This window comes from Rhizobium sp. P2_G2, assembly GCF_056403555.1.
Genome location: NZ_JBFUFF010000055.1, coordinates 23,921 through 45,874, shown reverse-complemented (window position 1 = coordinate 45,874; position 21,954 = coordinate 23,921). Strand labels below are relative to the sequence as shown.

General features: G+C 59.3%; 24 protein-coding genes and 1 tRNA gene. 11 read left to right on the top strand and 14 right to left on the bottom strand.

Translation table 11 applies throughout. The features are described 5' to 3' along the window. On the bottom strand, positions 1 to 1,074 hold a 1,074-nt coding region (locus AC1D06_RS27880; protein WP_477989059.1), incomplete at its 3' end, for a sensor histidine kinase. A gap of 137 nt (positions 1,075 to 1,211) precedes the next feature. On the opposite strand from AC1D06_RS27880, the gene AC1D06_RS27875 reads away from it, so the two are divergent. The 6 genes from AC1D06_RS27875 to AC1D06_RS27850 all read left to right on the top strand — a co-directional run bounded on the left by AC1D06_RS27875 (position 1,212) and on the right by AC1D06_RS27850 (position 5,791). Continuing rightward, complete coding sequence (locus AC1D06_RS27875) at positions 1,212 to 1,769, top strand: thermonuclease family protein (RefSeq protein WP_477989058.1); 558 nt, start codon at positions 1,212 to 1,214, stop codon at positions 1,767 to 1,769. Beyond that, entirely contained in the window at positions 1,766 to 2,371 is a 606-nt protein-coding gene (locus AC1D06_RS27870) for a uracil-DNA glycosylase family protein (protein ID WP_477878443.1), read from the top strand. Before AC1D06_RS27875 ends, AC1D06_RS27870 begins: the two co-directional genes overlap by 4 nt. A 63-nt stretch (positions 2,372 to 2,434) precedes the next feature. Further along, positions 2,435 to 2,923 (top strand): Lrp/AsnC family transcriptional regulator, encoded by a 489-nt coding sequence (locus AC1D06_RS27865; RefSeq protein WP_477878442.1) that lies wholly within the window; start codon positions 2,435 to 2,437, stop codon positions 2,921 to 2,923. A gap of 55 nt (positions 2,924 to 2,978) precedes the next feature. Continuing rightward, positions 2,979 to 3,188: a hypothetical protein gene (locus AC1D06_RS27860; protein WP_477989056.1), complete on the top strand. Its 210-nt coding sequence runs from the start codon at positions 2,979 to 2,981 to the stop codon at positions 3,186 to 3,188. Then, positions 3,189 to 3,791 (top strand): ATPase, encoded by a 603-nt coding sequence (locus AC1D06_RS27855; protein WP_477989055.1) that lies wholly within the window; start codon positions 3,189 to 3,191, stop codon positions 3,789 to 3,791. Between the two features lie 185 nt (positions 3,792 to 3,976). Beyond that, on the top strand, positions 3,977 to 5,791 hold the full coding sequence (locus AC1D06_RS27850) for a hypothetical protein (RefSeq protein ID WP_477989053.1): 1,815 nt from the start codon (positions 3,977 to 3,979) through the stop codon (positions 5,789 to 5,791). Between the two features lie 3 nt (positions 5,792 to 5,794). Here the strand turns inward: AC1D06_RS27850 and AC1D06_RS27845 are convergent, their stop codons facing one another. From AC1D06_RS27845 to AC1D06_RS27810, 8 genes are all read right to left on the bottom strand, one after another. Continuing rightward, positions 5,795 to 6,487 (bottom strand): DNA alkylation repair protein, encoded by a 693-nt coding sequence (locus AC1D06_RS27845; protein WP_477878438.1) that lies wholly within the window; start codon positions 6,485 to 6,487, stop codon positions 5,795 to 5,797. A 3-nt stretch (positions 6,488 to 6,490) separates the two neighbouring features. Then, complete coding sequence (locus AC1D06_RS27840; RefSeq protein ID WP_477989052.1) at positions 6,491 to 6,850, bottom strand: cell envelope integrity TolA family protein; 360 nt, start codon at positions 6,848 to 6,850, stop codon at positions 6,491 to 6,493. Position 6,851: 1 nt separating this feature from the next. Further along, entirely contained in the window at positions 6,852 to 7,721 is an 870-nt protein-coding gene (locus tag AC1D06_RS27835) for an NAD(P)-dependent oxidoreductase (RefSeq protein ID WP_477878436.1), read from the bottom strand. Positions 7,722 to 7,846: 125 nt separating this feature from the next. Continuing rightward, positions 7,847 to 8,674 (bottom strand): class I SAM-dependent methyltransferase, encoded by an 828-nt coding sequence (locus AC1D06_RS27830; RefSeq protein ID WP_477878435.1) that lies wholly within the window; start codon positions 8,672 to 8,674, stop codon positions 7,847 to 7,849. Positions 8,675 to 8,735: 61 nt separating this feature from the next. Further along, positions 8,736 to 9,002 carry an usg protein gene (locus AC1D06_RS27825; protein WP_477878434.1) on the bottom strand — a complete coding sequence of 89 codons (267 nt, stop codon included), beginning with the start codon at positions 9,000 to 9,002 and terminating at the stop codon, positions 8,736 to 8,738. Between the two features lie 156 nt (positions 9,003 to 9,158). Next, positions 9,159 to 9,989 carry an ABC transporter permease gene (locus AC1D06_RS27820; RefSeq protein WP_477878433.1) on the bottom strand — a complete coding sequence of 277 codons (831 nt, stop codon included), beginning with the start codon at positions 9,987 to 9,989 and terminating at the stop codon, positions 9,159 to 9,161. Next, on the bottom strand, positions 9,986 to 10,855 hold the full coding sequence (locus AC1D06_RS27815; RefSeq protein ID WP_477989051.1) for an ABC transporter permease: 870 nt from the start codon (positions 10,853 to 10,855) through the stop codon (positions 9,986 to 9,988). The genes AC1D06_RS27820 and AC1D06_RS27815 overlap by 4 nt, the downstream gene beginning before the upstream one ends. A gap of 111 nt (positions 10,856 to 10,966) precedes the next feature. Continuing rightward, complete coding sequence (locus AC1D06_RS27810; protein WP_477989049.1) at positions 10,967 to 11,743, bottom strand: ABC transporter substrate-binding protein; 777 nt, start codon at positions 11,741 to 11,743, stop codon at positions 10,967 to 10,969. Between the two features lie 314 nt (positions 11,744 to 12,057). Between AC1D06_RS27810 and AC1D06_RS27805 the strand changes: the two genes are divergently transcribed. Together AC1D06_RS27805 and AC1D06_RS27800 are read left to right on the top strand one after the other, a co-directional pair. Beyond that, entirely contained in the window at positions 12,058 to 14,277 is a 2,220-nt protein-coding gene (locus tag AC1D06_RS27805) for an OmpA family protein (RefSeq protein WP_477989047.1), read from the top strand. Positions 14,278 to 14,425: 148 nt separating this feature from the next. Continuing rightward, the gene (locus AC1D06_RS27800; RefSeq protein ID WP_477989045.1) at positions 14,426 to 14,878 is read left to right on the top strand and encodes a hypothetical protein; all 453 of its coding nucleotides are present in this window, start codon (positions 14,426 to 14,428) and stop codon (positions 14,876 to 14,878) included. Positions 14,879 to 14,961: 83 nt separating this feature from the next. Here the strand turns inward: AC1D06_RS27800 and AC1D06_RS27795 are convergent, their stop codons facing one another. Together AC1D06_RS27795 and AC1D06_RS27790 are read right to left on the bottom strand one after the other, a co-directional pair. After that, on the bottom strand, positions 14,962 to 15,354 hold the full coding sequence (locus AC1D06_RS27795) for a GFA family protein (protein WP_477989044.1): 393 nt from the start codon (positions 15,352 to 15,354) through the stop codon (positions 14,962 to 14,964). A gap of 113 nt (positions 15,355 to 15,467) precedes the next feature. Then, positions 15,468 to 16,490, bottom strand: a complete 1,023-nt coding sequence (locus AC1D06_RS27790; protein ID WP_477989043.1) for an extracellular solute-binding protein — start codon at positions 16,488 to 16,490, stop codon at positions 15,468 to 15,470. A 176-nt stretch (positions 16,491 to 16,666) separates the two neighbouring features. Here AC1D06_RS27790 and rirA point away from each other — a divergent pair, with 176 nt between their 5' ends. Further along, the gene (gene rirA / locus AC1D06_RS27785) at positions 16,667 to 17,125 is read left to right on the top strand and encodes an iron-responsive transcriptional regulator RirA (RefSeq protein WP_477878426.1); all 459 of its coding nucleotides are present in this window, start codon (positions 16,667 to 16,669) and stop codon (positions 17,123 to 17,125) included. A 119-nt stretch (positions 17,126 to 17,244) separates the two neighbouring features. Next, entirely contained in the window at positions 17,245 to 18,171 is a 927-nt protein-coding gene (locus AC1D06_RS27780) for a carbohydrate kinase family protein (RefSeq protein ID WP_477989041.1), read from the top strand. Positions 18,172 to 18,262: 91 nt separating this feature from the next. Here AC1D06_RS27780 and trmFO read toward each other — a convergent pair whose 3' ends face one another. The 3 genes from trmFO to AC1D06_RS27765 form a co-directional block, all read right to left on the bottom strand. Beyond that, on the bottom strand, positions 18,263 to 19,675 hold the full coding sequence (gene trmFO, locus AC1D06_RS27775) for a methylenetetrahydrofolate--tRNA-(uracil(54)-C(5))-methyltransferase (FADH(2)-oxidizing) TrmFO (RefSeq protein ID WP_477878424.1): 1,413 nt from the start codon (positions 19,673 to 19,675) through the stop codon (positions 18,263 to 18,265). 202 nt (positions 19,676 to 19,877) lie between these two features. Beyond that, positions 19,878 to 20,021 (bottom strand): DUF1127 domain-containing protein, encoded by a 144-nt coding sequence (locus AC1D06_RS27770; protein ID WP_477878423.1) that lies wholly within the window; start codon positions 20,019 to 20,021, stop codon positions 19,878 to 19,880. Positions 20,022 to 20,494: 473 nt separating this feature from the next. Beyond that, positions 20,495 to 20,638 (bottom strand): DUF1127 domain-containing protein, encoded by a 144-nt coding sequence (locus AC1D06_RS27765; protein ID WP_477878422.1) that lies wholly within the window; start codon positions 20,636 to 20,638, stop codon positions 20,495 to 20,497. A 922-nt stretch (positions 20,639 to 21,560) separates the two neighbouring features. Between AC1D06_RS27765 and AC1D06_RS27760 the strand changes: the two genes are divergently transcribed. After that, positions 21,561 to 21,644 (top strand) — tRNA-Leu (locus tag AC1D06_RS27760). The last annotated feature ends 310 nt before the right edge of the window (positions 21,645 to 21,954 follow it).

Here is a 21,954-nt window from a genome sequence, read left to right as displayed (position 1 = left end):
CTTCGATCGTGCCCGAAGCTGGATCATGCCGATGCAGTCCTCGGTGATATCCGTGAGCTGCACGGCTTCTTCGTTCAACTGGTAGCGGCCGGCCTCGATGCGCGAGAGGTCGAGGATCTCATTGATCAGGTTGAGCAGGTGCTGGCCCGATGTGTGGATGTCGTTGACATATTCCTTGTAGGTCGGATTGTTGAGCGGACCGAGCACTTCCGTCGACATCACCTCGGAAAAGCCGAGGATGGCGTTGAGCGGTGTCCGCAGTTCATGCGACATTGAGGCGAGGAAGCGCGACTTGGCAAGATTGGCCTCCTCGGCGCGGCGGCGCGCCTCATCGGACATCGATTTCGCCGTTTCGAGCTCGGCGATCAAGTCGTCCTTTTCCGACTGGAAGGAGAGCAGCTTGATATTGGAACTGTAAAGCCGGTCGGTGATGAAGGAAAAGAACGCCATGGTGATGGCGAAGACCGCCGTCAGCGCCAGGTCGAGGGAATTGCGGTCAAGAACCGAAGCCAGCGCCAGTGCCGCAACGACCGGCAGAAACGTATACAGCGTCGAGCCGCGCAGCATGAACTGCGCCATCGACGTCGCCGACATGGCAATGATCAGCACTGCGCCCTTGAAATAGAAAAAGCCGGTGCCGCATGTGGTGCAATCGATGAGCGCTAGCCAGCCCCAGCCGATGCCGGCGAGCACCTGGCCGGCGAGCAGCTTCAAGTGCCAGCTGCGCGCGTTCTCCGTGGTGATCGCGGCTTTCTGCGCCCTCCGGATCACCACCATATTCGTGGAATGCAGCGCCAGCGACCCCAACATCCACGGGAAGAGATTGACCGAATCGAAGAAATAATTGGCGAACACGCCGATCAGGAGCACGAACAGCGGCACAAGCGAGGCCGAGTATTGTATCGACGACAGATGCAGCAGCAACATGTCCTTGTCGAAACTGCTGGCGGCATTGCTGTTCATCTGCAGCCGCTCGCGCGTCGTCTTCACCGTCCGCGACACCGCCTGGTTTCTGGAGGTGCGGGAGCGATCGACGATGATCTTGTCGGGCGACGAACTGGCTCGTTGACTCATGATACGGACTGGAACTGGCTCTTTCGCCGCGAGAATAAAGCGCAATCCTTAAGAAGATGCTTCCGTGATAAGGATTTGTTTGCCATGCGTGGTCTCGATTCGACACGTGGGACAGTCTTGTCCGGAAAATTTACGTAATGAAAATCAATCTCTTGCGCGATATTGTTATTACGGTGTGTTTTCTCGTTCTACTCGCGCTTATCGCCTTGAAGGTTAAGACTGACGCGGTCGAAACACTCGGCGGGCATTATCGCGTCGTCGACGGCGACAGTCTGGCACTCGGCGAGCGGCGCTTGAGGTTAACAGGCATAGACGCGCCGGAATTGACCCAGACCTGCATGCTTCACGCCACGTCATGGCGCTGCGGAGAGGCGGCAAAGGCCATGCTGCAAACATTGGTCGGCCGGGGCGTTATGATCTGCAAAGGCGACCGCAGGGATAAATATGGCCGGCTGCTGGTCGCCTGTATATCCGGCGGCATGGATATCAACCGGCAAATGGTCCGACGCGGTCTCGCCGTGGCGTTCGGGGATTATGAACGCGAAGAGGCCGAGGCGAAGCAAGCACATATCGGCGTCTGGGCCACGGAGTTCGTCCGGCCGGTCGATTGGCGCCGGTCGCATCATTTGGTGAAGGAGGATGAACCGCACCGGCTACCCTTGCTTGACTGGATATTCGGAGGCGCAGGCTCTTGACCGACGCGATCGATGACCTGAAGGCGGAGATCGCGGCCTGCCGTGTCTGCCGCGACAATCCGGTTGGCAAACCCCTGCCGCATGAGCCGCGGCCGGTCGCAGTGCTGTCGACCACGGCACGCATCCTGATCTCCGGCCAGGCGCCGGGCTTGCGCGTGCATGAAAGCGGCATTCCCTTCAACGATGCGTCCGGTGACCGGCTGCGGCAATGGCTCAATGTCGACCGCACGCAATTCTACGATCCCGACAAATTCGCCGTCATGGGGATGGGTTTCTGCTTTCCCGGCTATGATGCACATGGCTCTGACCTGCCGCCGCGCAAAGAGTGCGCGCCACTCTGGCGCGCTCGTGCAGTGGCCGTCATGCCGCAGATCGAGCTGGTGCTCGCCGTCGGCGGCTATGCGCAGGCCTGGCATCTCGCGCTCAAGCCCGGCGGCTCGATGACGGAAACTGTCCGCGACTGGCGCCGCCATCTCGAAAGGGGCGTGCTGCCGCTGCCGCATCCAAGCTGGCGCAATACCGGTTGGATCCGGAAGAATCCATGGTTCGAAACTGAACTGCTGCCAGAACTCCGTCGTCTGGTTTCTTCGTGGATTTCTTGAAATAGCATTCTTCCTTTTTCAGAAATTCGTATAATAGTGAGCAAAATTTTCCCGGAGGTAAGTATGGACCGCCTTGACAGAAAGATCCTCAGGTTGCTGCAGGAAGATGCGACACTCGCCGTGGCCGACCTTGCTAAGAAGGTCGGCTTGTCGACCACGCCCTGCTGGCGCCGCATCCAGAAAATGGAAGAGGACGGTGTCATCAAGCGGCGCGTCGCCATTCTCGATCCGATCAAGGTCAACACCAAAGTCACCGTCTTCGTGTCGATCCGTACCAATTCGCATTCGATCGAATGGCTGAAGCGTTTTTCCGAAGTGATCGTCGAATTCCCCGAAGTCGTGGAATTCTACCGCATGAGCGGCGACGTTGATTATCTCCTGCGTGTCGTTGTCCCCGACATCGCGGCTTATGACGCTTTCTACAAGCGCATGATTACCAAGATCGAGATCCGCGACGTCTCCTCCGTCTTCGCCATGGAACAGATCAAATATTCGACGGAGCTGCCGCTTGATTACATGATCCTGGAACAGCCGAAGAGCTCGGAGGAATGAAAAGGTGCAAATTGGCGGATTTCCAGTATATTCGTTCTATATTTGAGGACCGGATATGACGCTGCTGCAGGAATTGCGTGCCAAAGCAGATTTGATAGGCAAGATCGGGGCGGAAGCCAGGGCCGAGGCGCGCGCGCTCGGCGCTCCGTCCTATTATGTCGATGCCAACATTGGTGACGGCATCGTCGAAGAACTGTCGGACGGCAGTAAAAGGCTGACATCGTTGAAAACGTCTTCTGGGACGAACAACGATCAGGCAGCTTGATTGCAAGGCGTACCGCCGCGATGCGTCATTCTTGCTGGCCCGAACGGCGCCGGCAAGACGTCACTCTACGGCAAGCTCTCTCTGCCGGGCGAGTTCATCAACGCCGACGTGGTCGCAAGAGAGATCGATGATCAGCGACCCGAGGCGGCTTCGATTGCGGCCGGTCGTCGGGTGTTGTCGATGCTGGCAAGTACGCTGTTGAATCGGCTTGATTTCACATATGAAACGACCTTGTCCAGCCATCAGGCGATCAACCTGATGAAGGAGGCGAGGCGGCTTCACTATCGCATAGGCCTCATCTTTGTTGCCCTTGTCAGCCCCGACCTGCATGTCTTGCGGGTCGCGTCAAGGGTATTGAAAGGCGGACATTCAATACCGGAAAACATCATCCGTCGCCGATATGATCAATCTTTGCAAAACCTCGAACCCGCCATAGGACTTTCCGACGAAGTGGCGGTTTACGACAACAGCGGCCCGGAGGGGCCGGAACTGAAAATCGAGATCAATGATCACGAGCTTGTGTATCGAAAGCTGGAGGCTGCAAATCCGCTCGACGATCGTCTTGCGACGATTGTCTCGAGCGCGTTGCGACGCCAGCTGTAATGACACAGAGCCGAAACCAGTGATCATGGGTTTGATCCGATGGTCAAAGCCTCAGCAAAAGAAACTTCCATTCGATGGACATGGATTGACGGGTCGCTGAAAGATCGAGTGGCTGACCACTTAAGAGAAAGTTCAACGAAGCGGGATAACTTGCCCTCCGCCGACATGATATTCGGAGGGTTAGAATGACGACCGCAGCCACGTCAGACCGCGTTGTCGTCCCTGCCGAGACCGATCGCTGGCATTTCGGCCTCTATCTCTTGATCTTCGCGATCTCGGTCGGCACACTGATCGCGCTCGACATCGACAGTGGCGGACCCAACAATCTCGATCCGGATGACGGTCTGCGTGCGCTTGAAATACGGACGCTGTTTGCGACCGGCCGCTGGTTCGATATGTCGATCCCGATGATCTGGTCGCCGGAGCCGTATTTTTCCCACTGGTCACGCATCATCGACCTGCCCTATGCGATGATGACGCTGGCGCTGAAACCCGTTCTCGGGCTCGAGCGGGCGCTTGCAATCGCCTTTCATGCCTGGCCGGCCTGCATGGCCTGCCTTTACGTGATGCTGGTGGTTGCCATCTTGCAGAGACTGGCGCCGCGGCGGACGGAACTGCCGGCCTATATGTTGCCGATCATGGCGCTCGTCGCCTTCTACGGCATCTGGGAGTTCAGCCCTGGTCGGATCGACCACCACAACGCGCAGATCCTCTGCCTGCTGTCGGCGATCTATGGTTTTGTCCGCTTCGACGCCATGGGAGGGGTCTTGATCGGCATCGCCACCTGCGTCGCCACTGCGATCGGGCTCGAAACCCTGCCGGTTCTGGCGGTCGCGCTGGCCGCCGTCAGCGCTGCCTGGTGGTTCGATATGCCGGCGAGCCGATCGGTGCTGCAGGCGACGGGTGCGGTTTGCGCGGTTCTGCCCATTCTGCTGATGCTGGCACTGATCGCGCCCTCGGACTATCTTGTCCTGCATACGGACGAATTCTCGGCACCCTATATCGAAGCGCTTGTCGGCTTCGGCTTCCTGGCGGTGCTCGGACCGCGTTTCACCGGCAATCGCCCATCGCCAATGTTGCGCTTCGGTATCTTTGCCGGCGTCGGCGTCGTCATTATCGTGGCGATCCTGCTGCAATATCCCGACTATCTGAAAGGGCCGTATCCGATGATGGATACGGTTGCCAAGAGATATTGGTTCGACCATATCCTGCAGGAGAAGAGCATCCTGGCAATCGTCGGGCGGCGCAAGCCGCTCGTGATCGCTTTGGCAATCATACCATTGCTACTCCTTATGCTCAGCGTGCCAGCTGTGGTTCGCGACATTCGCCGGCGACAGCCGGGACTGCCGGCAATCTTCGTGGTGTTGTGCAGCGCCGTCCTTCTTGCCTACATATCCAATCGTTTCCTGCCGCAGACGCTGGCGACTTCGATCCTGCTCACGCCGGTCGCAATCGGCGAGGCTCGATGCATGCTCGTCGCCTCCCGCAGCCGGACATCGGGGCTGGCCAAAGCGATTGGCGCGGTCGTCATCCTCGTGCTTGCCTTCGAAGCACTGTTCGCTGCCGTACCCTTTCGGCCGGCGTCCAAGGATGCCTTCGACGATCTCCTGGCCGAGGATTGCGGCACGGAGAGTTTTTCAGTGCTTACCGGCCTGACGCCAGGCCACATCATGACCCCCCCTGGCATTGGCCTGGAGATTGCAGAGCGTGTTCCGCCAGGCGTGACGGTGTCGGGCATCCCCTATCATCGAAGTACGCCGGCGATCAGCCGCCTGACGCGGACCTTCATGGCGTCGACGACGGCGGAGCGGATGGCCTATCTGAAGAATTTCGACTATCTGGCGCTTTGCCGGCCGAAGACGCCAAGGCCTGGCGGCCATTTCCTGCCGCTGTTTACCGCCCTGATTGCTGGCGAAAGGGTTCCGGGCTTCGACATGATCCGGGCACCGGTGCCGACGCAAGTCATGCTCTTCCGCATCGACCATTCGGTTGCGCAGTGACGGCTATTTCAGCCGCGCGACGGTGGTGGGATCGGTGAGTTCACGGACGGCATCCTTGCCTATCCAACGCGCCGTCTTGTCCGAGCTCGCGGCCAGCCTTTCCGCCATGGCCAGGGCCGGCCCATGGCAAGCCCGATTACGTTTGCCGATCTGCCGGAGCGCCCAGTTGACTGCCTTCTTGACGAAATTGCGCGGATCGGAGGCATGCTGTTCAATCAACGGCAGCCAGGCAAGCATGGTCGCATCCGGCTCTTTCTTCAGGTGTACGGCGCTCCAGGCCATCATGGCAAAGGCGGTGCGGCGGACGAATTCGCGCTCGTCGTCGGCAAATTCCGGGATCAAGATGTCTTGCAGCCCGGCATCGGCGTAGAGATCGCTGACAGTGTCGACAATCTCCCAGGAATTGAAATCATCCGCCCAGCGCCGTGCCTGGTCGAGCGTCACCTTTTTCGGCTCGTCGGTGAAAGCGGCCAACAGTCGGGCTTCGCGAATGCCGCTCTCCCACAGCGCGAGCGCCCGTTCATGATTGCGTTTGATAGCGCGTGCAAGCGATCTCAAAACGGGGTTGCTGATGCCGAGCGCCGCGCCCGTGTCGATGCCGAACCGCTGCATGCCCTCGATATTGCGGCCGTCTCGCAGCGATTTCAGATAATCGACGATCTGGGATGCGGTCCAATCGCGCGAGGGGCTTTCCATCACTTACTCCGCCATCGGTCTGAAATTGATCCATACGCTCTTCCAATCCGAATATTGACCGGACGGCAGATCCTTGAATGGGCCACATCGGCGAATGGCGCCGACTGCGGAGGCGGCGATGAATTGGACCTTGCTGGTATTCGGCTCCAGCATCACGGTCTCCACATCCAGCACCGCTCYGTCAGGCGCGAGACGCACATGAAGCATGATTCTGGACGGTCCCGGATCGTAGCCGGAAGGAAGATTCCAGCAGCGGATGATCTCCGCTTTCAACTGACTTGCAAGATTGGATTCTGCAGCCTGGGCTGAACGCCCGGCGCAAGCGGCGATAGCCAATCCCGTAAGCGCCGGAACGATGCGCATCCTATTTCTCAAGCCGTGCCAGCAGCGACGACGTATCCCAGCGATTGCCGCCCATCTGTTGCACATCGCCATAGAATTGATCGACGAGCGCCGCCACCGGCAGCCGAGCGCCGTTCTTGCGCGCCTCGTCGAGGCAGATCGCCAGGTCCTTGCGCATCCAGTCTATGGCGAAGCCGAAGTCGAACTTGCCCTGGTTCATGGTCTTGTGGCGATTTTCCATCTGCCAGGAGCCGGCAGCRCCCTTGGAGATCACGCTGACCACGTCCTCGACATCGAGGCCGGCGCGCTTGGCGAAGTGGATGCCTTCCGCGAGCCCCTGCACCAGGCCGGCGATGCAGATCTGGTTGACCATCTTGGTCAATTGGCCGGAACCGGCAGAGCCCATGAGCCCGACCATGCGGGCATAGGCGTCGATCACCGGCTTGGCCTTCTCGAAGATATCCGGCTTGCCGCCGCACATCACGGTCAGCACGCCGTTCTCAGCCCCGGCCTGGCCGCCGGAAACCGGCGCGTCAATGAAGAAGCAGCCCTTTGCCTCGGCTGCAGCCTCGAGTTCGCGTGCTACTTCGGCGCTGGCCGTGGTGTTGTCGATCAGGATGGCGCCCGGCTTCATCGTCGCAATGCAGCCATCAGTACCTGTCGTCACCGACCGCAGGTCTTCGTCATTGCCGACGCAGGTGAAGACGAAGTCGGCACCATGAGCGGCTTCTGCCGGCGTCGGCTTGAAGGTGCCGCCGAATTCCGTCGCCCATTTCTCGGCCTTGGCAATGGTGCGGTTATAGACGGTGACGTCGTGCCCACCCTTGACCTTGAGATGTCCCGCCATGGGATAACCCATCACGCCCAGACCGATGAAAGCCACCTTCGCCATGCTCACGCTCCTCAATAAGTGATATGGAGCATGTAGCGGATCGAACGCGGCGATGAAAGTGCTCCTCCCGGCTTGCCACGTTCAATTCCATCAACAGCAAGGGTTGGGTCTCGCGCCGCGCCGCGCTATGATGCGAGACGCCGCGCGACCACCAGATGCCCGGCGATCGGTTCGCCTTCCTCCAGCCGCACGGTGATGTCGCCGACTTCCACCACTTCGAAGCCCGCATCGCCGAGCACCTTGCGGACATAGGCTTGCGCATGCGCGAAACGCTGGTGCGGGCCGACGATGAAATCGCGGCCGGCGAGTGTGTCATCCGGTAGTGTCTCGGAGGAGAAGACGAACAGGCCGCCGGTTTCGAGATTATCGGCGACGCCGAAGAACAGTTCTTCGAGGAAGCCGAGATAGGGCAGCACATCGGTGGCGGTGACGAGGTCGAAGGGGCCGTCCTCGTTGTCCTCGAGGTAATCGGCGGCTTCGGCGACGTATAGGGTCTCGTAAAGGTCCTTCTCATGGGCGATCTCGACCATGTTTTCGGAAATGTCGAGGCCGGTAATGTCATCGACCATGTCGCGCATCGCGCCGCCGGAAAGTCCGGTGCCGCAGCCGAGGTCGAGCATTTTCTTGAACGGTCCGAGCCCGAGCGCCTGGATGCGCTGGCGCACCAGCAGCGGCACGCAATATTCGAGCTGATCGACGAGGATCGATTCGAACGCTTCGGCATGCTGGTCGAACAGAGTGGCGACATAGGCATCCGGCGCTTTGGGTGGCGTCTCGCCAAAACCCATCGAGGCAATGCGCACCGCGGCACCCCCATGATCTTCCGGATCGAGCGCCAGCACTTTCTGGTAGGCCGCCGCAGCCTCTTCGAACTTGCCGGATTTTTCCAGCGCCAGCGCCTTGTCGTAAGCGTCCGCGAGCGCCTTCTCGTCGATCTTCTTCTTGCTTGCCATGCGCCGAACGTCCTTGGAACCGAATGCGTCGGCTCTTAAGACGACAGTGGCGCAAAAGCAATCAGTGCAGGATCAATTCGCCCTTCAACGCTCGCCATTCGGTCGGCGTGATCAGCCGGTTATGCACATAGCGTACTGAATGCAGCATGCCATCGAGCGTTTCGCGCCAGAATTTCAGGAAATTCATCATTTCGGGGAACTCGGGCGCCAGATCGTAGTGCTGCCAGACAAAGGTCTGCAGCAGGCTCGGGTGATCGGGTAGGCGGTAGATGATTTCGGCGGTGGTCAGGCCGTAGCCCTGCATCCGCAAGTCCATTTCTTTTGACATTTGGCAATCTCTCCATGCTTGAGTTTGCTGAGCTTGCCTTTTTAATTGAACGACAGCATGATTAACCGGAGCTTAACGCTCGGTGTGATTTATGACATTCCGATGAAAAATCAGCGTGTTAGCAGCAGATGTTGGTGAGTGCTGCTAAAAATGCAGTCATCGCTTCAGATGCCGCGTCAACCGCGCTTCCATCCAGTTCCACAAATGTCGGAGCGCCTCGACGACGATCAGATAGAGGATCGCCGCCCAGAGATACATGTTGGAGTCGTAGGTGCGCGAGTAGGCGCGGCTGGTTTCGCCCATCACGTCGTAGACGGTGACGATCGACACGATTGCGGATGCCTTGATCATCAGCACGATCTCGTTGCCATAGGGCCGGAGCGCGACAATCAGCGCCTGCGGCAGGATGACCTTGCGGAAAGCGTGCCATTTGTGGAGGCCCAATGCGTCGCTCGCCTCCCACTGGCCGCGCGACACGCTTTCGATGGCACCGCGCAGGATTTCCGCCTGGTAGGCCGCGGTGTTGAGCGAGAAGGACAGAAGCGCGCAATAATAAGCCTCGCGGAAAAACCACCAGAGACCGACGCTGTCGAAGACACTGCGGAGATTGCCCAGCCCATAATAGACAAGGTAGAGCTGRGCGATCAGCGGCGTGCCGCGGAAGAAATAAATATAGACATAGGCGATGCGGTTGAGAATGCGCGACCCGCTCATGCGGGCTATGGCGATCGGCACCGAAAGCACGGCGCCGACGGTCACTGATATTGCCACAAGCGATAGCGTCACCGGCAGGCCTGCCAGCATTTTCGGCCCGTATTTCCAGAATGCGTTCGGGTCGAAGCCGGAATAAAGTGTCCAGGCGATGCCGACGAAGACGGCAATCCAGATGCCCATGAACAGGCTGCCGAGGAAACGCGGCAACGAATAGGGCTTTTCCGCGGCCAGCGGCGGCAGCTGCGGCGGGATGATCTCGGTGGCGATGGTCATCGGCGCACCTCCGCCCGTTTCGATCTCATCTCAAGCCAGTTGATGACAAAGGAGGAGAGGATGGCGAGCACCAGGAAGAGCAGGCAAGCTATGCCAGTGAAGGCAAAGGCGTTCTTCGTTACCTTGGCCGCGACAAAGGTTTGCCGCAGGATATCGTTCAGGCCGACCGCTGAGACCAGCGCCGTATCCTTGAGCAGCACCATCCAGAGATTGGCAAGGCCAGGCAGCGCGATACGGATCAACTGCGGCACGACGACGAGCCGCATCGTCTGCCCATAGGTCAGGCCGACGGCATAGCCGGCTTCATATTGGCCATGCGGAATGGCCCGGAACGCCGAAAGCAGGACTTCGGAAGAGTAACAGGAAAACACGATGCCGATGGCGATCATGCCGGAGATGAAAGGATCGATCCCGATCGCATCGGTGATGCCGAGTCGCGCTGCGGCCGCCTGCAACACGTTGGGCAGGCCGAAATAGATGATGAACAGCGTCAGCAGTTCCGGCAATGCCCGAAACAGCGATGTATAGATATCGGCCGCGAGACGAAGCTGGCGGATGTCGGACTGCCTGGCGAGCGCCAGGAAAAAGCCGGCGAGCAGGCCGAAGGGCAGGGTGGCGAGCGCCAGGCTTGCGGTGACATAGAAGCCAGAGGCGATCTCGTCACCCCAGCCCGTGGCGCCGCAGGAAAGCTGGCCGGTGCCGCCCACAAGCGTGAACAGGCCGACTGGGCCGCAAAGTGGATCGATGGTCGTCAGGATCGGATGCAGCACAGACCAGATCGCCGAGCCGATGGCGTCGAACAGCCCCCCGACCGACGCCATAAATGACTCATTGGTGCTCGCCGTCACGGCGACGTCACTTTGCATCCTTTTCCCCTGTCCCGGTTCCCGGTGTTGTTCTTATCTAGAAAAGCAAAAATGGCGGCAGGGCAAGATGGGCTTGTCCTGTCGCCACCGATTTACGCGGTTTTCCGCCGATCACTTGCCGTAGACGTCGAARGAAAAATATTTGTCGTTGATCTTCTTGTATTCGCCATTGGCGCGGATCGCGGCAATCGCCTTGTTGAACTTTTCGCGCAGCGGATCGCCCTTGCGCACGGCAATGCCGGCGCCTTCGCCATTGATCACCGGATCGAGCGGCAGCGTGCCGAGCACCTTGCAGCAGGCGCCATCCTTGGTCTTGACCCATTCCGACAGCACGACCACGTCGTCGATCACCGCGTCGACACGGCCATTGGCGAGGTCGAGCTTGTATTCCTCCGTGGTCGGATAGAGCTTGAGTTCAGACTTCTTCATATGCGCTTCGGCATAATTGGAATGCGTGGTCGAGGACTGCGCGCCGAGCACTTTGCCTGCCAGCGCCTCTTCCGTCGCTGCGGTGATGGTCGAATCCTTCGCCACGGCAATGGCCGGCGGGGTGTTGTAATATTTGTCGGTGAAATCGACCTTCTGCTTGCGCTCCGGCGTGATCGACATGGAGGCGACGATGGCGTCGAATTTCTTCGCCTGCAGCGCCGGGATGATGCCATCCCAGGCCTGGGCGACGAAGGTGCAGTCGGCCTTCATCTCGGCGCAGAGCGCCTTGGCGATGTCGACATCGAAACCGGTCAGCGAGCCGTCGGCTTCGAGATTATTGAAAGGCGGATAGGCACCCTCGGTGCCGATGATGATCTTATCGCCGGCATGGCTGAGGCCCGCGACGGCCGAGAAGACGGTAAATGCGGCGGCAAAGGCAAAACGTGCAGTCGTGCGCATGGTGATTCCCCTTGTTCAATACCTGCCTCGCGCTGCGGATGCGGACAGGATGGCTTTTTGGCGAGGCGCTCTTGCCGCGCTCTGAAACATTATTCGTACGGATTTTAGCGCAAATGCAACAGCAAAGAAGCGTTCGTTACAAAACTTTTAAGCCTCGGCGGTGCCGATGAACGGGAACTGAACCGCCGGTTCATGGTTGATAAATCCGAGCCGAAATAATGTCACGGTGAAATGACACCGTAAGAATCACAAAAAAGCCCGGAAAATAAGCAGGTCTTGGCTTCAACGACCACAAAACGAAGAGGAAGACATCCATGGCGTTCAAGAACAGGCTTCTTGCCACCGCTGCCATCCCCCTTGTCGCACTGATCGGTCTCGGACCGGTTTCAGCCGCAGAATTCATCCGTCCTGCGGTCCCCGCAGAGGCGCAATCGCTGGTCGTCAAGGTCCAGTCCAGCGATGACGAGGAACAGCTGAAGAAGCAGCAGCGCAAGGAACGCCGGCAGCAGGAACAGCAGAACCAGAACAGCGAGCAGAACGACCAGAACCAGAAGCGCAAGAACCGCCAGGATCAGAACGCCGGCCAGGAAGAGCAGCAGCAGGACAACACCCGCCAGCGCCGCAACAAGCAGAACAATGATGCGGGCATGCAGCAGCAGGATGATTCGCAGCAGCAGCCGCGCCACAAGAAGCATGAGCAGAGCCAGGACAATACCGTCCAGACGATCGACAACGGCGACCAGCAGGAGCAGGTGAAGCCGCGTCATAAGAAGAACAACGACAACGCCGAGACGCAGCAGAATAGCGATCAGACCCAGCAGGGTGATCAGCAGCAGGTCAAGCCGCGCCACAAGAAAAATAACGACAACGCCGAGACGCAGCAGAATAACGATCAGACCCAGCAGGGCGATCAGGATCAGGTGAAGCCGCGTCATAAGAAGAACAACGACAACGCCGAGACGCAGCAGAATAGCGATCAGACCCAGCAGGGCGATCAGGATCAGGTGAAGCCGCGCCACAAGAAGAATAACGACAATGCCGAGACGCAGCAGAACACCGACCAGAGCCAGCAGGGCGACCAGAATCAGGTGAAGCCGCGGCATAAGAAGGACCAGAACGCCGATACCGGTGAGCAGAACGACAACAACAATGCGTCGTCCGATCAGGGCCAATCCGAGAACGACAAGCTGAAGAACGCGATCGAAAAGTCCAACAAGAAGCACCACAAGAACCAGGATCAGGCCGACCAGCCGACCGACAATTCCGGCAGCTCGATCGAGAAGATCCAGACCAAGAAGAAGGATCAGCAGCAGACCGACGAGAACGCCACGAGCGACGAGAACAACAAGCCGCGTAAGAACGCCCAGCCGGTCGACGTCAAGAAAGCCAAGGACATTGCCGCCGACCCGGCCAAGACGACTGACACCGTCGTGCTGCCGGTCGACAACGGCGCCGCCGTGCTCGACAGCGACAAGGACGCCGACAATCGTGGCGCCGATCGCAATCGCCGCCGGCAGCAGCGCGAGGAGAACAAGGACGTCCAGGCGCCCAAGTCCGACAAGGACGCTCAGCGCGGCTTCAAGAACGACGAAGAGGTCCGCATCCGGCCGGTGCTGCAGGACAAAGGCGAGCGCATTCCCGGCTTCAAGGGCTACGACGATGCCGGCGGCCGCAGGGTCGACGATCGCAGCAATCGCGTCGTCATCAATATCGGCGGCCGGCTGGTGATCCGCGGCGACGACGACCGTCGTCTGGCCCGCGACCGGCAGATCCGCTACGACCGCCTGTCCAACGACCAGATCCGTGAAGTCATCGTCATGCCGAACGGCGACCGCATCGTCACCGTTCGCAATCGCTGGGGCGAAATCGTCCGCCGCTCGCGCATCATCAACGACCGTGAAGTGGTGATCTTCTACTCGCCTGAGCTCGAACGTGGCCGCGACCGCCTCTTCCTGCGCGATCCCGGCGAGGATCTGCCGCCGATGCGGCTGACTGTCCCGCTGCGCGACTATATCATCGACGTTTCGGGCTCGGGTGGCGGCAACCGCGACTACGAAGACTTCCTCGACGAGCCGCCGGTCGAGCGGGTCGAGCGGGTCTATTCGGTCGACGAGGTGAAGAATTCGGCCCGTATCCGTGATAAGATGCGCCGCATCGACCTCGATACGATCACCTTCGACACCGGCAGCTCCGAGATTGCCGAAGATCAGGTTCAGAGTCTGCAGAAGGTCGGCGAGGCGATCAAGAAGATCATCGACAAGGACCCAGGTGAAACCTTCCTCATCGAAGGCCATACCGATGCGGTTGGCTCAGACGAATCCAATCTCGTCCTGTCCGACAGCCGCGCCGAGGCCGTGGCGAACGTGCTCTCCGACGCTTTCGAAATCCCGGCGGAGAACCTCACGACCCAAGGCTATGGCGAGCGCTACCTGAAGGTCAACACCGACGGGCCGGAGCGGCTCAACCGCCGGGTCACCATCCGCCGCATCACGCCGCTGGTTCGTCCGGCCGATGCCCAGGCGGATGCGGAATAAGTCTTCTTAAACCAATTGTACAAAAATCGGGCGCCCGGACTGCAATCCGGGCGCCTGTTTACGTATATACTTATATGCAAGGCGGAATTCCCACCTTGCGCAAGCTTAGCCGGTTAGACACCGACTCCAGACAGGAATGGAGCATGTCATGATACTCTTGGCTTGGTTGATCCCCATCGGCGCAGCCCTGATCTTCTTTTTCTGGGCCACCGGTCTCGTACAGCAGGACCAGGCGAACGAACGCTTCGATGCCGGTCTCGCCATTGTCGAGTTCGGCCGCGCCTATCCGAACGAGGCGATCCGCAACGTCATCATCTCCGCCGATGGCGACATGGTTTTCTTGAGACTTTGGGAAGGCTTGACCGGCTGCATGCGCAGCAAGGGTTCGGGCTATCTCTGCCACATCATCGATCCGAGTGAGGTCGCCGTCACGCCAGCCGCCGACGGCAAGGCCCTGACGCTGGAATTCCCGTCGCTCAGGGCGCTCACCGGCACATTCGAGTTCCGCTCGCAGCGCGAGGCAGCGGAAGTGTCGCTGTGGATTCTCGGCAGTTTCGCAGCGCGTGCCTCGCAGGACGCAGCGATGCCGAGCCATGCCTGAGTCGGAAGGCTGTTGACACCAAGACGGTACCGAAAGGCAATCGTGTGACATGGCATCCGCACGGCCTGCTTCGTCGAGCGCGACTATTGCTCGAAACGGCTCGTTGCGTCACGATCCCGGTCATACCGTCTCATGAGCGGAAACGGCGGCAGCCACGACTCTCGGCGGACCGTCCACAGCTCGTAGGTTGGCGTCATTTGGTCCGGCGCATCCAGAGAGCCCAGGTTCACCTCGATTTCGTCATCGGTGCGCGCGAAGACCGACGAACCGCAGGAGGGACAAAAGAACCGGCCGGCATAATCGCGCGTCTCGCCATCGATCGTCACGGCATCCTGGGGGAATATCGCAGACGCGTGAAAAAGCGCCCCATGATGTTTGCGGCAGTCGAGGCAATGGCAAATACCGACCCGGTATGGGCGTCCCGACGCCACAAGCCGGACTTTGCCGCACAGGCAGCCACCAGTGAAGCGGTCCATGCCGCGCCTCCTCTCAAATCAACCGAGCCGAATGTTTACCGGCAACAGCCTGATCATGGCAATTGCCCGCGTCCGGCGGGAATCGGCAGATACCTATTCGCTCGCAGAGGAATTCATTTTGCCGGTCCGTTGTTGAAGCCGCTCTCGTCTACCAATGCCGCCGCACCGTCGCGGCCATCGAGGATTTTTGCGATCGGAATCGTCGCTGCTTCCGGCACGCCGAAGGCGCGAATGACCACTGCGGGATTCGCCCCCTTGACGACCGGGTATTCCAGCGTCTGCGCGACATAGCGTTCCTGACCCGCGGGCGAGGCGAGGAAAGCCATCAGTTTCACTGCATTGTCGCGGTTCGGCGCATGCCGCGCCAGCGCCATGCCAGAGAGATTGGCAAAGCCGCCCTTGTCGCCGTGCGGATAGATCAACCGGATGCCATTGGCCCATTTGCGCTCGTCATCCGTGCCTTGGCTCCGAAGTTCGGCAAACGTCGTCAGATTGCCGAGCGCCACGCTGCATTTGCCTTCGGCAATCGCTTCGATCTGCGTCCGGTCGCTGCCACTCGGCTGGCCGGCAAGATTGGCTTTGACCTTCGAGAGCCAATCCTTGGTGTCGGCAGCCCCGCGCGCCGCAGTCATCGCGGCAATGACCCCGAGATTGGAGAGGTGACGCCCATCCCGCATGCAGACCTTGCCTTTCCAGGCCGGCGCGGCGAGATCCTCGTAGCCGAGCCTGGCCGTCTTGACGCGGGCGCGCGAGACATAGATCGCCCTGATATCCTGCGACAGGCCGAACCATTGCCCATCGGCGTCGCGCAGCGAAACCGGCATCGATGCAAGCCTGGGATTGTTCGGATTCTGTGTCACGTCGGCCGCCTTCAGCGCCTCCAGCCGCGCCAGATCGCCGGCGATCACCAGATCGGCGGGCGAATTGTCGCCTTCAGCCTGCATCCGCTCGATCAAGCCCTTGTCCATGAACAGCACGTTGACGGTGATTCCCGTCCGGTGCGTGAAGAGATCGAAGGTTGGTTTCAGGAGACCCGGTTGCCGGAAGGTGTAGACATTGACTTCCCCGCCGGTCTCGGCGCCGTGGGCGACACCGATCGTGCTGGCAAGAAGGAGAAAAATTGAAGCGGCAGCCATGCGCATGTTGGTTCGTCCCGAAACTTGACTCTTTTATTCCATTATTTCCCATATTAGCCGGAGGGCACGGCAAAAGGCTATAACATGATTGTGATTTTCACGTTTTTGGAATTGTTCCAAACTAGGCGACGGTCTATATAGGTTTCCAGGCAAGCGAAACGGCCAAGGAGTATGGCATGCGGCTGACCAAGCAAACCAACTATGCTGTGCGGATCATGATGTACTGCGCTGCGAATTGCGACAAGCTCAGCCGCATCCCCGAGATCGCCAGGGCCTACAACGTTTCCGAACTCTTCCTGTTCAAGATCCTGCAGCCGCTGCACAAGGCCGGCCTGGTAGAAACTTTGCGCGGCCGCAACGGCGGTGTCCGCCTCGGCCGTGCGGCCGACAAGATCACGCTGTTCGATGTTGTGCGGGTGACGGAAGACAGCTTTTCCATGGCCGAATGTTTCGATGACGGCGCGGCCGATTGCCCGCTGGTCGACAGTTGCGGCCTGAATTCGGCACTGCGCAAGGCACTGAACGCCTTCTTCGAAGTGCTCGAACAATATACGATCGACGACCTTGTCAAGGCGCGGCCGCAGATCCATTTCCTCCTCGGCCTGGAAGAACCGACCGCGAAATCGGCCGCCTGATCCCGTCATCCCTGAGACATTTTTGCACGGCGCTTGCGGAAACCGTCCGCGGGCGCTGGATTTTGTCGGCGCGATATTCTAAATCGATTGAATAATCATGAGAATGGGGAGATTCCGCGATGATCCTTTGCTGTGGCGAAGCGCTGATCGACATGCTGCCGCGCACCACGACACTGGGCGAGGCGGCCTATGCGCCCTATGCTGGCGGCGCGATTTTCAACACCGCCATCGCGCTCGGCCGGCTCGGCATTTCCACCGGCTTCTTCACCGGTCTTTCCGACGACATGCTCAGCGATGTGCTGCGCGAGACGCTGGCGTCGTCGAATGTCGACTATACCCATTGCGTGATCTCGTCGCGCCCGACCACGGTCGCTTTCGTCAAGCTGGTGAATGGTTCGGCAACTTACGCCTTCTACGACGAAGGCACGGCCGGCCGGATGATCACCATCGATGACCTGCCGGTGCTGGGCGATGATATCGAGGCGCTGCATTTCGGCGCCATCAGCCTGATTCCCAACCCGGCCGGCGAGACCTACGAGGCGCTTTGCGGCCGCGAGCACGCCAAACGCGTGATCTCGCTCGACCCAAATATCCGCCCGGGCTTCATCAGGGACAAGGCGGCGCACCAGGCTAGAATCATGCGCATGGCTGCCCAGGCCGACATCATCAAATTCTCGGACGAGGATTTGGAGTGGTTCGGCGTTCCCGGCGATCATGACACGCTGGCTGCTCAATGGCTCAAGGTCGGCCCGAAACTGGTGGTGATCACCAAGGGCGCCGAGGGCGCGGTGGGCTATACCGCGGGCCACAAGGTCGAGGTTCCGAGCGAGCGCGTGACGGTTGTGGACACGGTCGGCGCAGGCGATACGTTCGATGCCGGTGTACTGGCCTCGCTGAAGCGTGACGGTCTGCTGACCAAGGGCCAGGTCGCTGCGCTGGCTGAGCCGGCGATCCGCAATGCCTTGGCGCTAGGGGCGAAGGCTGCGGCGGTGACGGTGTCGCGGGCAGGGGCCAATCCGCCATGGGCGAAGGAAATCGGGCTCTGAGGAGCTGGGTTGGCTCTGTCGATATCAACTGAGCCAAGCGATCTCTCGGCGGCATACTTAGAAATGGAGTAGGTGAGGGCCTAAATTCCGCTCACCCGGCTGCATCCAGCCATGTACGGCAATCGTTGAGCGCCCGTGCTGCAACCGCCCGCCGCTTCGCCACCGTCTTGTCCTTGCCCTTCAGCCGCTTGCCGTCGACCACAGTCACGACGCTCCCCGGCTCAGGCTCGGGAAACAGCCCGAAATTGATGTTCATCGGCTGGAACGAGCGCTTGCCCGGTTCCTCGTCGCTGACGATATGGCCGCCGGTGATATGGCCCAGCAACGCCCCGAAAGCGCTCGTCGATGGTGGCGGTGACATCGATTTGCCGAGCCGCTCGGCTGCGGCAAAGCGTCCTGCAAGCAGGCCGATCGAAGCGCTTTCGACATAGCCCTCGCAACCGGTGATCTGGCCGGCGAAGCGCAGGCCGGGCCGCGATTTCAGCATCAGCGATGGGTCGAGCAGGACAGGCGAATTGATGTAGGTGTTGCGGTGCAGGCCGCCCAGGCGGGCGAATTCGGCATTTTCCAGGCCCGGAATCAGCCGGAAGATATCGGTCTGCGCGCCATATTTCAGCTTCGTCTGGAAGCCGACCATGTTGTAAAGCGTACCGAGGGCATTGTCCTGACGCAGTTGCACGACGGCATAGGCCTTGACGGTCGGGTTATGCGCATTGGTCAGCCCCATCGGCTTCATCGGGCCGTGGCGCAGCGTCTCGAAGCCGCGCTCGGCCATCACCTCGATCGGCAGGCAGCCGTCGAAATAGGGCACATGCTCCCAGTCCTTGAACACCGTCTTGTCGCCGGCTATCAGCGCATTGACGAAAGTCTCGTACTGGCTCCGGTCCATCGGGCAGTTGATATAGTCCTTGCCAGTGCCGCCCGGCCCGACCTTATCGTAGCGCGACTGGAACCAGGCGACGTCCATGTTGATCGTGTCGCGATGCACGATCGGCGCGATGGCGTCGAAGAAGGAGAGCGAATCGGCCCCCGTCGCGGTGCGGATCGACTCGGCCAGCGATGGCGCCGTCAGCGGACCGGTGGAGACGATGACATTGTCCCACTCCTGCGGCGGCAAGGCGGAAATCTCCTCCCGCACTACAGAAATCAGCGGATGCTGCAGGATTTCGTGCGTCACCGCCTGTGAGAACCCGTCCCGGTCGACCGCGAGCGCGCCACCAGCGGGCACCTGGTTGCGATCAGCGGCCTGCATGATCAGCGAGCCGGCGAGCCGCATTTCGGCATGCAGTACACCCACGGCATTGGAGACGGAATCATCGGAACGGAAGGAATTGGAGCAGACGAGTTCGGCAAGATCGTCTGTTTTATGGGCATCGGTCATGCGCAGGCCGCGCATTTCATGCAGGATGACCGGTACGCCGCGCTTGGCGATCTGCCAGGCCGCTTCGGAGCCTGCAAGGCCACCGCCGACAATATGGATGGGAGAGGGGCGTTCTGTCGTCATGGGCGGGCTCAATATCACGCCCGGCAGGCAATACCAATCGGTAAAGCGCGTCGCGATCTCGGCGGACGCTTCCGGCGCTTTCCCTCCTGATTTCGAGCATGTCTTATCTCGAAACCGGTTACCACTTTCGGGAGGCATGCTTTGAAAACCGAAACGCCGCCTCGATGGGGGCGGCGTTTAAAAGGCGCTCATACGGCCCGTCTCAACGGAACGAGCGAGCGGCGATGTTGCGGATCTGATAACGGTTCACACCGATGTCGGAAAGAGTCTCGTTCGACAGGTTGGACAGTTCGGAGATCGTGCGGCGGTAGTTGACGTAGTTGGCTACGATACGGAGCGGGTTCATGGTTGTTTCCTCTTCAGACTTTGTTTGTGCACCTGCATTGTGCAGCGCCTTAACTTGGTTTTCGTTATACGCCTGAATAATCCAAATGTGCAGTGCGAAAAATATGCAGCTGCTATGCGTTTAAGCATAAATTGCTGATTTTTCAGGCGAAGATCAAAATCGCGCCTTTCGTTAACGCGATCCGATTTTCCGACCAAGCTATTGTTATATAGAGTTAATTCGTCGCGCCTCAATTTTGCCCCGGACCGGCGATGGAAATATGTGCGGGAAAGCGCTTCGGCCAAAGCCTTTATCCGGCCTGTGCGGCGCAATGCGGCCGTCCGTGCGGTGCAAGAGAGAAGCCAGGATTTGGAGAAATAATTTGTACGCAAACGAAAACCGCCGGATTGCTCCGGCGGTTCCTGCAGTCTTGGGAGGACTTGAATGTCAGTCTTGGGAGGACTTGAATGTCAGTCTTGGGAGGACTGTAGTGCTTAGAGAACGGCCTGGCGGGCGATCTTGCGAATGTCTTCGCGAGCGATGCCGAGGTCGCCGAGTTCGCGGTTGGTCATGCGGCCGAGTTCAGACACGGTCTGGCGATACTTGACCCAGTTGTTGTAAGCACGAGTGATGTTCATGGTCATTTCCTTTCAATATGGGCCGCATCCGTCTTTGTGCCGCCCTTCAGATCTCATGGTCGTAAGATAATGCTGCGCCGCATTATAAACCAGAGCCAATGCCGCAATACACCTATGCGTCACATGCAATTCACTGCCTTAAGTGGTTCATAATGCTTAATTTTTGTTCAAGAAATGTTCGTTTTGGCGTCAAAAATGCGGCGTTTCTGTGTGTTTAGTGAAATGTTTACTTCGCTCGTTAACAGTCTGGTCTGAGCGTGTCGCCTGTTTGCATTCCTGCCGTGGCGGTAGGGTCTGAAAAATACAAGCCACTATCGCGCGATACCGGTCGCGGCCGAAGCATGGCCGCTATCCCTGCATATTTGGCCGGACATGTCCGGACGCGCTGGACGTCTTTCGGGAGGACGTCGCGCTTTCCTGTGAAAACCCCGAGAATCAAAACGCCCACCGGGGGAGGAGATCCGGTGGGCGTCGTTGAGTGTGACTGACGACTGGGAGGAGGAGTGTCGTCAGTCTATCGGAGAGCGCTGGGAGGAGGAGTGCGCTGCTCCGAATTCCATTACGCTCAAATTGAGCGGGCGGATCATCCGGAGAACCGGGCGCGGCTTGCCAGGGCCGCTGCATCGAGGAGTGTTTATCCCCCCTCGATGATTTGAATATAGTATGATTGTTTCGTTTTGTGCAGCGCAAAAAACTCATACTATTCATGCGTTGACTGCATGGCTCTTTAGGAGCCCGAAACGCCCATATCAGAGACATTAGACGAAAATAATTTATCAGATATTAATGAATGGTCGACTTTGGAAAATTCGCGCGAGATTCTCACGCAGCTGAAATTATTGTTTGCAGTGGCCTGCGGCGATGATATGGAGGCGCCCGCAATCACGTTCAAGTCGCCCCGGCGCCGAGCGTGTTTTGCGATGCGGGTGTGGCGGAACTGGTAGACGCACCAGATTTAGGTTCTGGCGCCAAAAGCGTGGGGGTTCGAGTCCCTCCACCCGCACCAAGTGCCTCGGAATGCAGATTGACCTTTTGGGCTGTAGCACCGGGGAAAACGGTGCTGCGGCTTACGCCCAATGCGCGTTCAGGTCGGCGAATGGGCAGTTAACGGCGCGATCTGCTTTGTTTGGGTAGGCCGCGGCGCCCGTTTATGCTATGACAGCGCTCGAAAACGTGGGTTTGCGGTGCGGCCGGACCCATTTCGCTTGCAAAACTTTTGTGAATTTGCATAAAGCCGTTCCCGGCTCATGAACGTTACGGGTTCATGTCAACAGGCAGGCGCGTCAACCGAGCCGCCGTGATAGATAAAGGTAGGA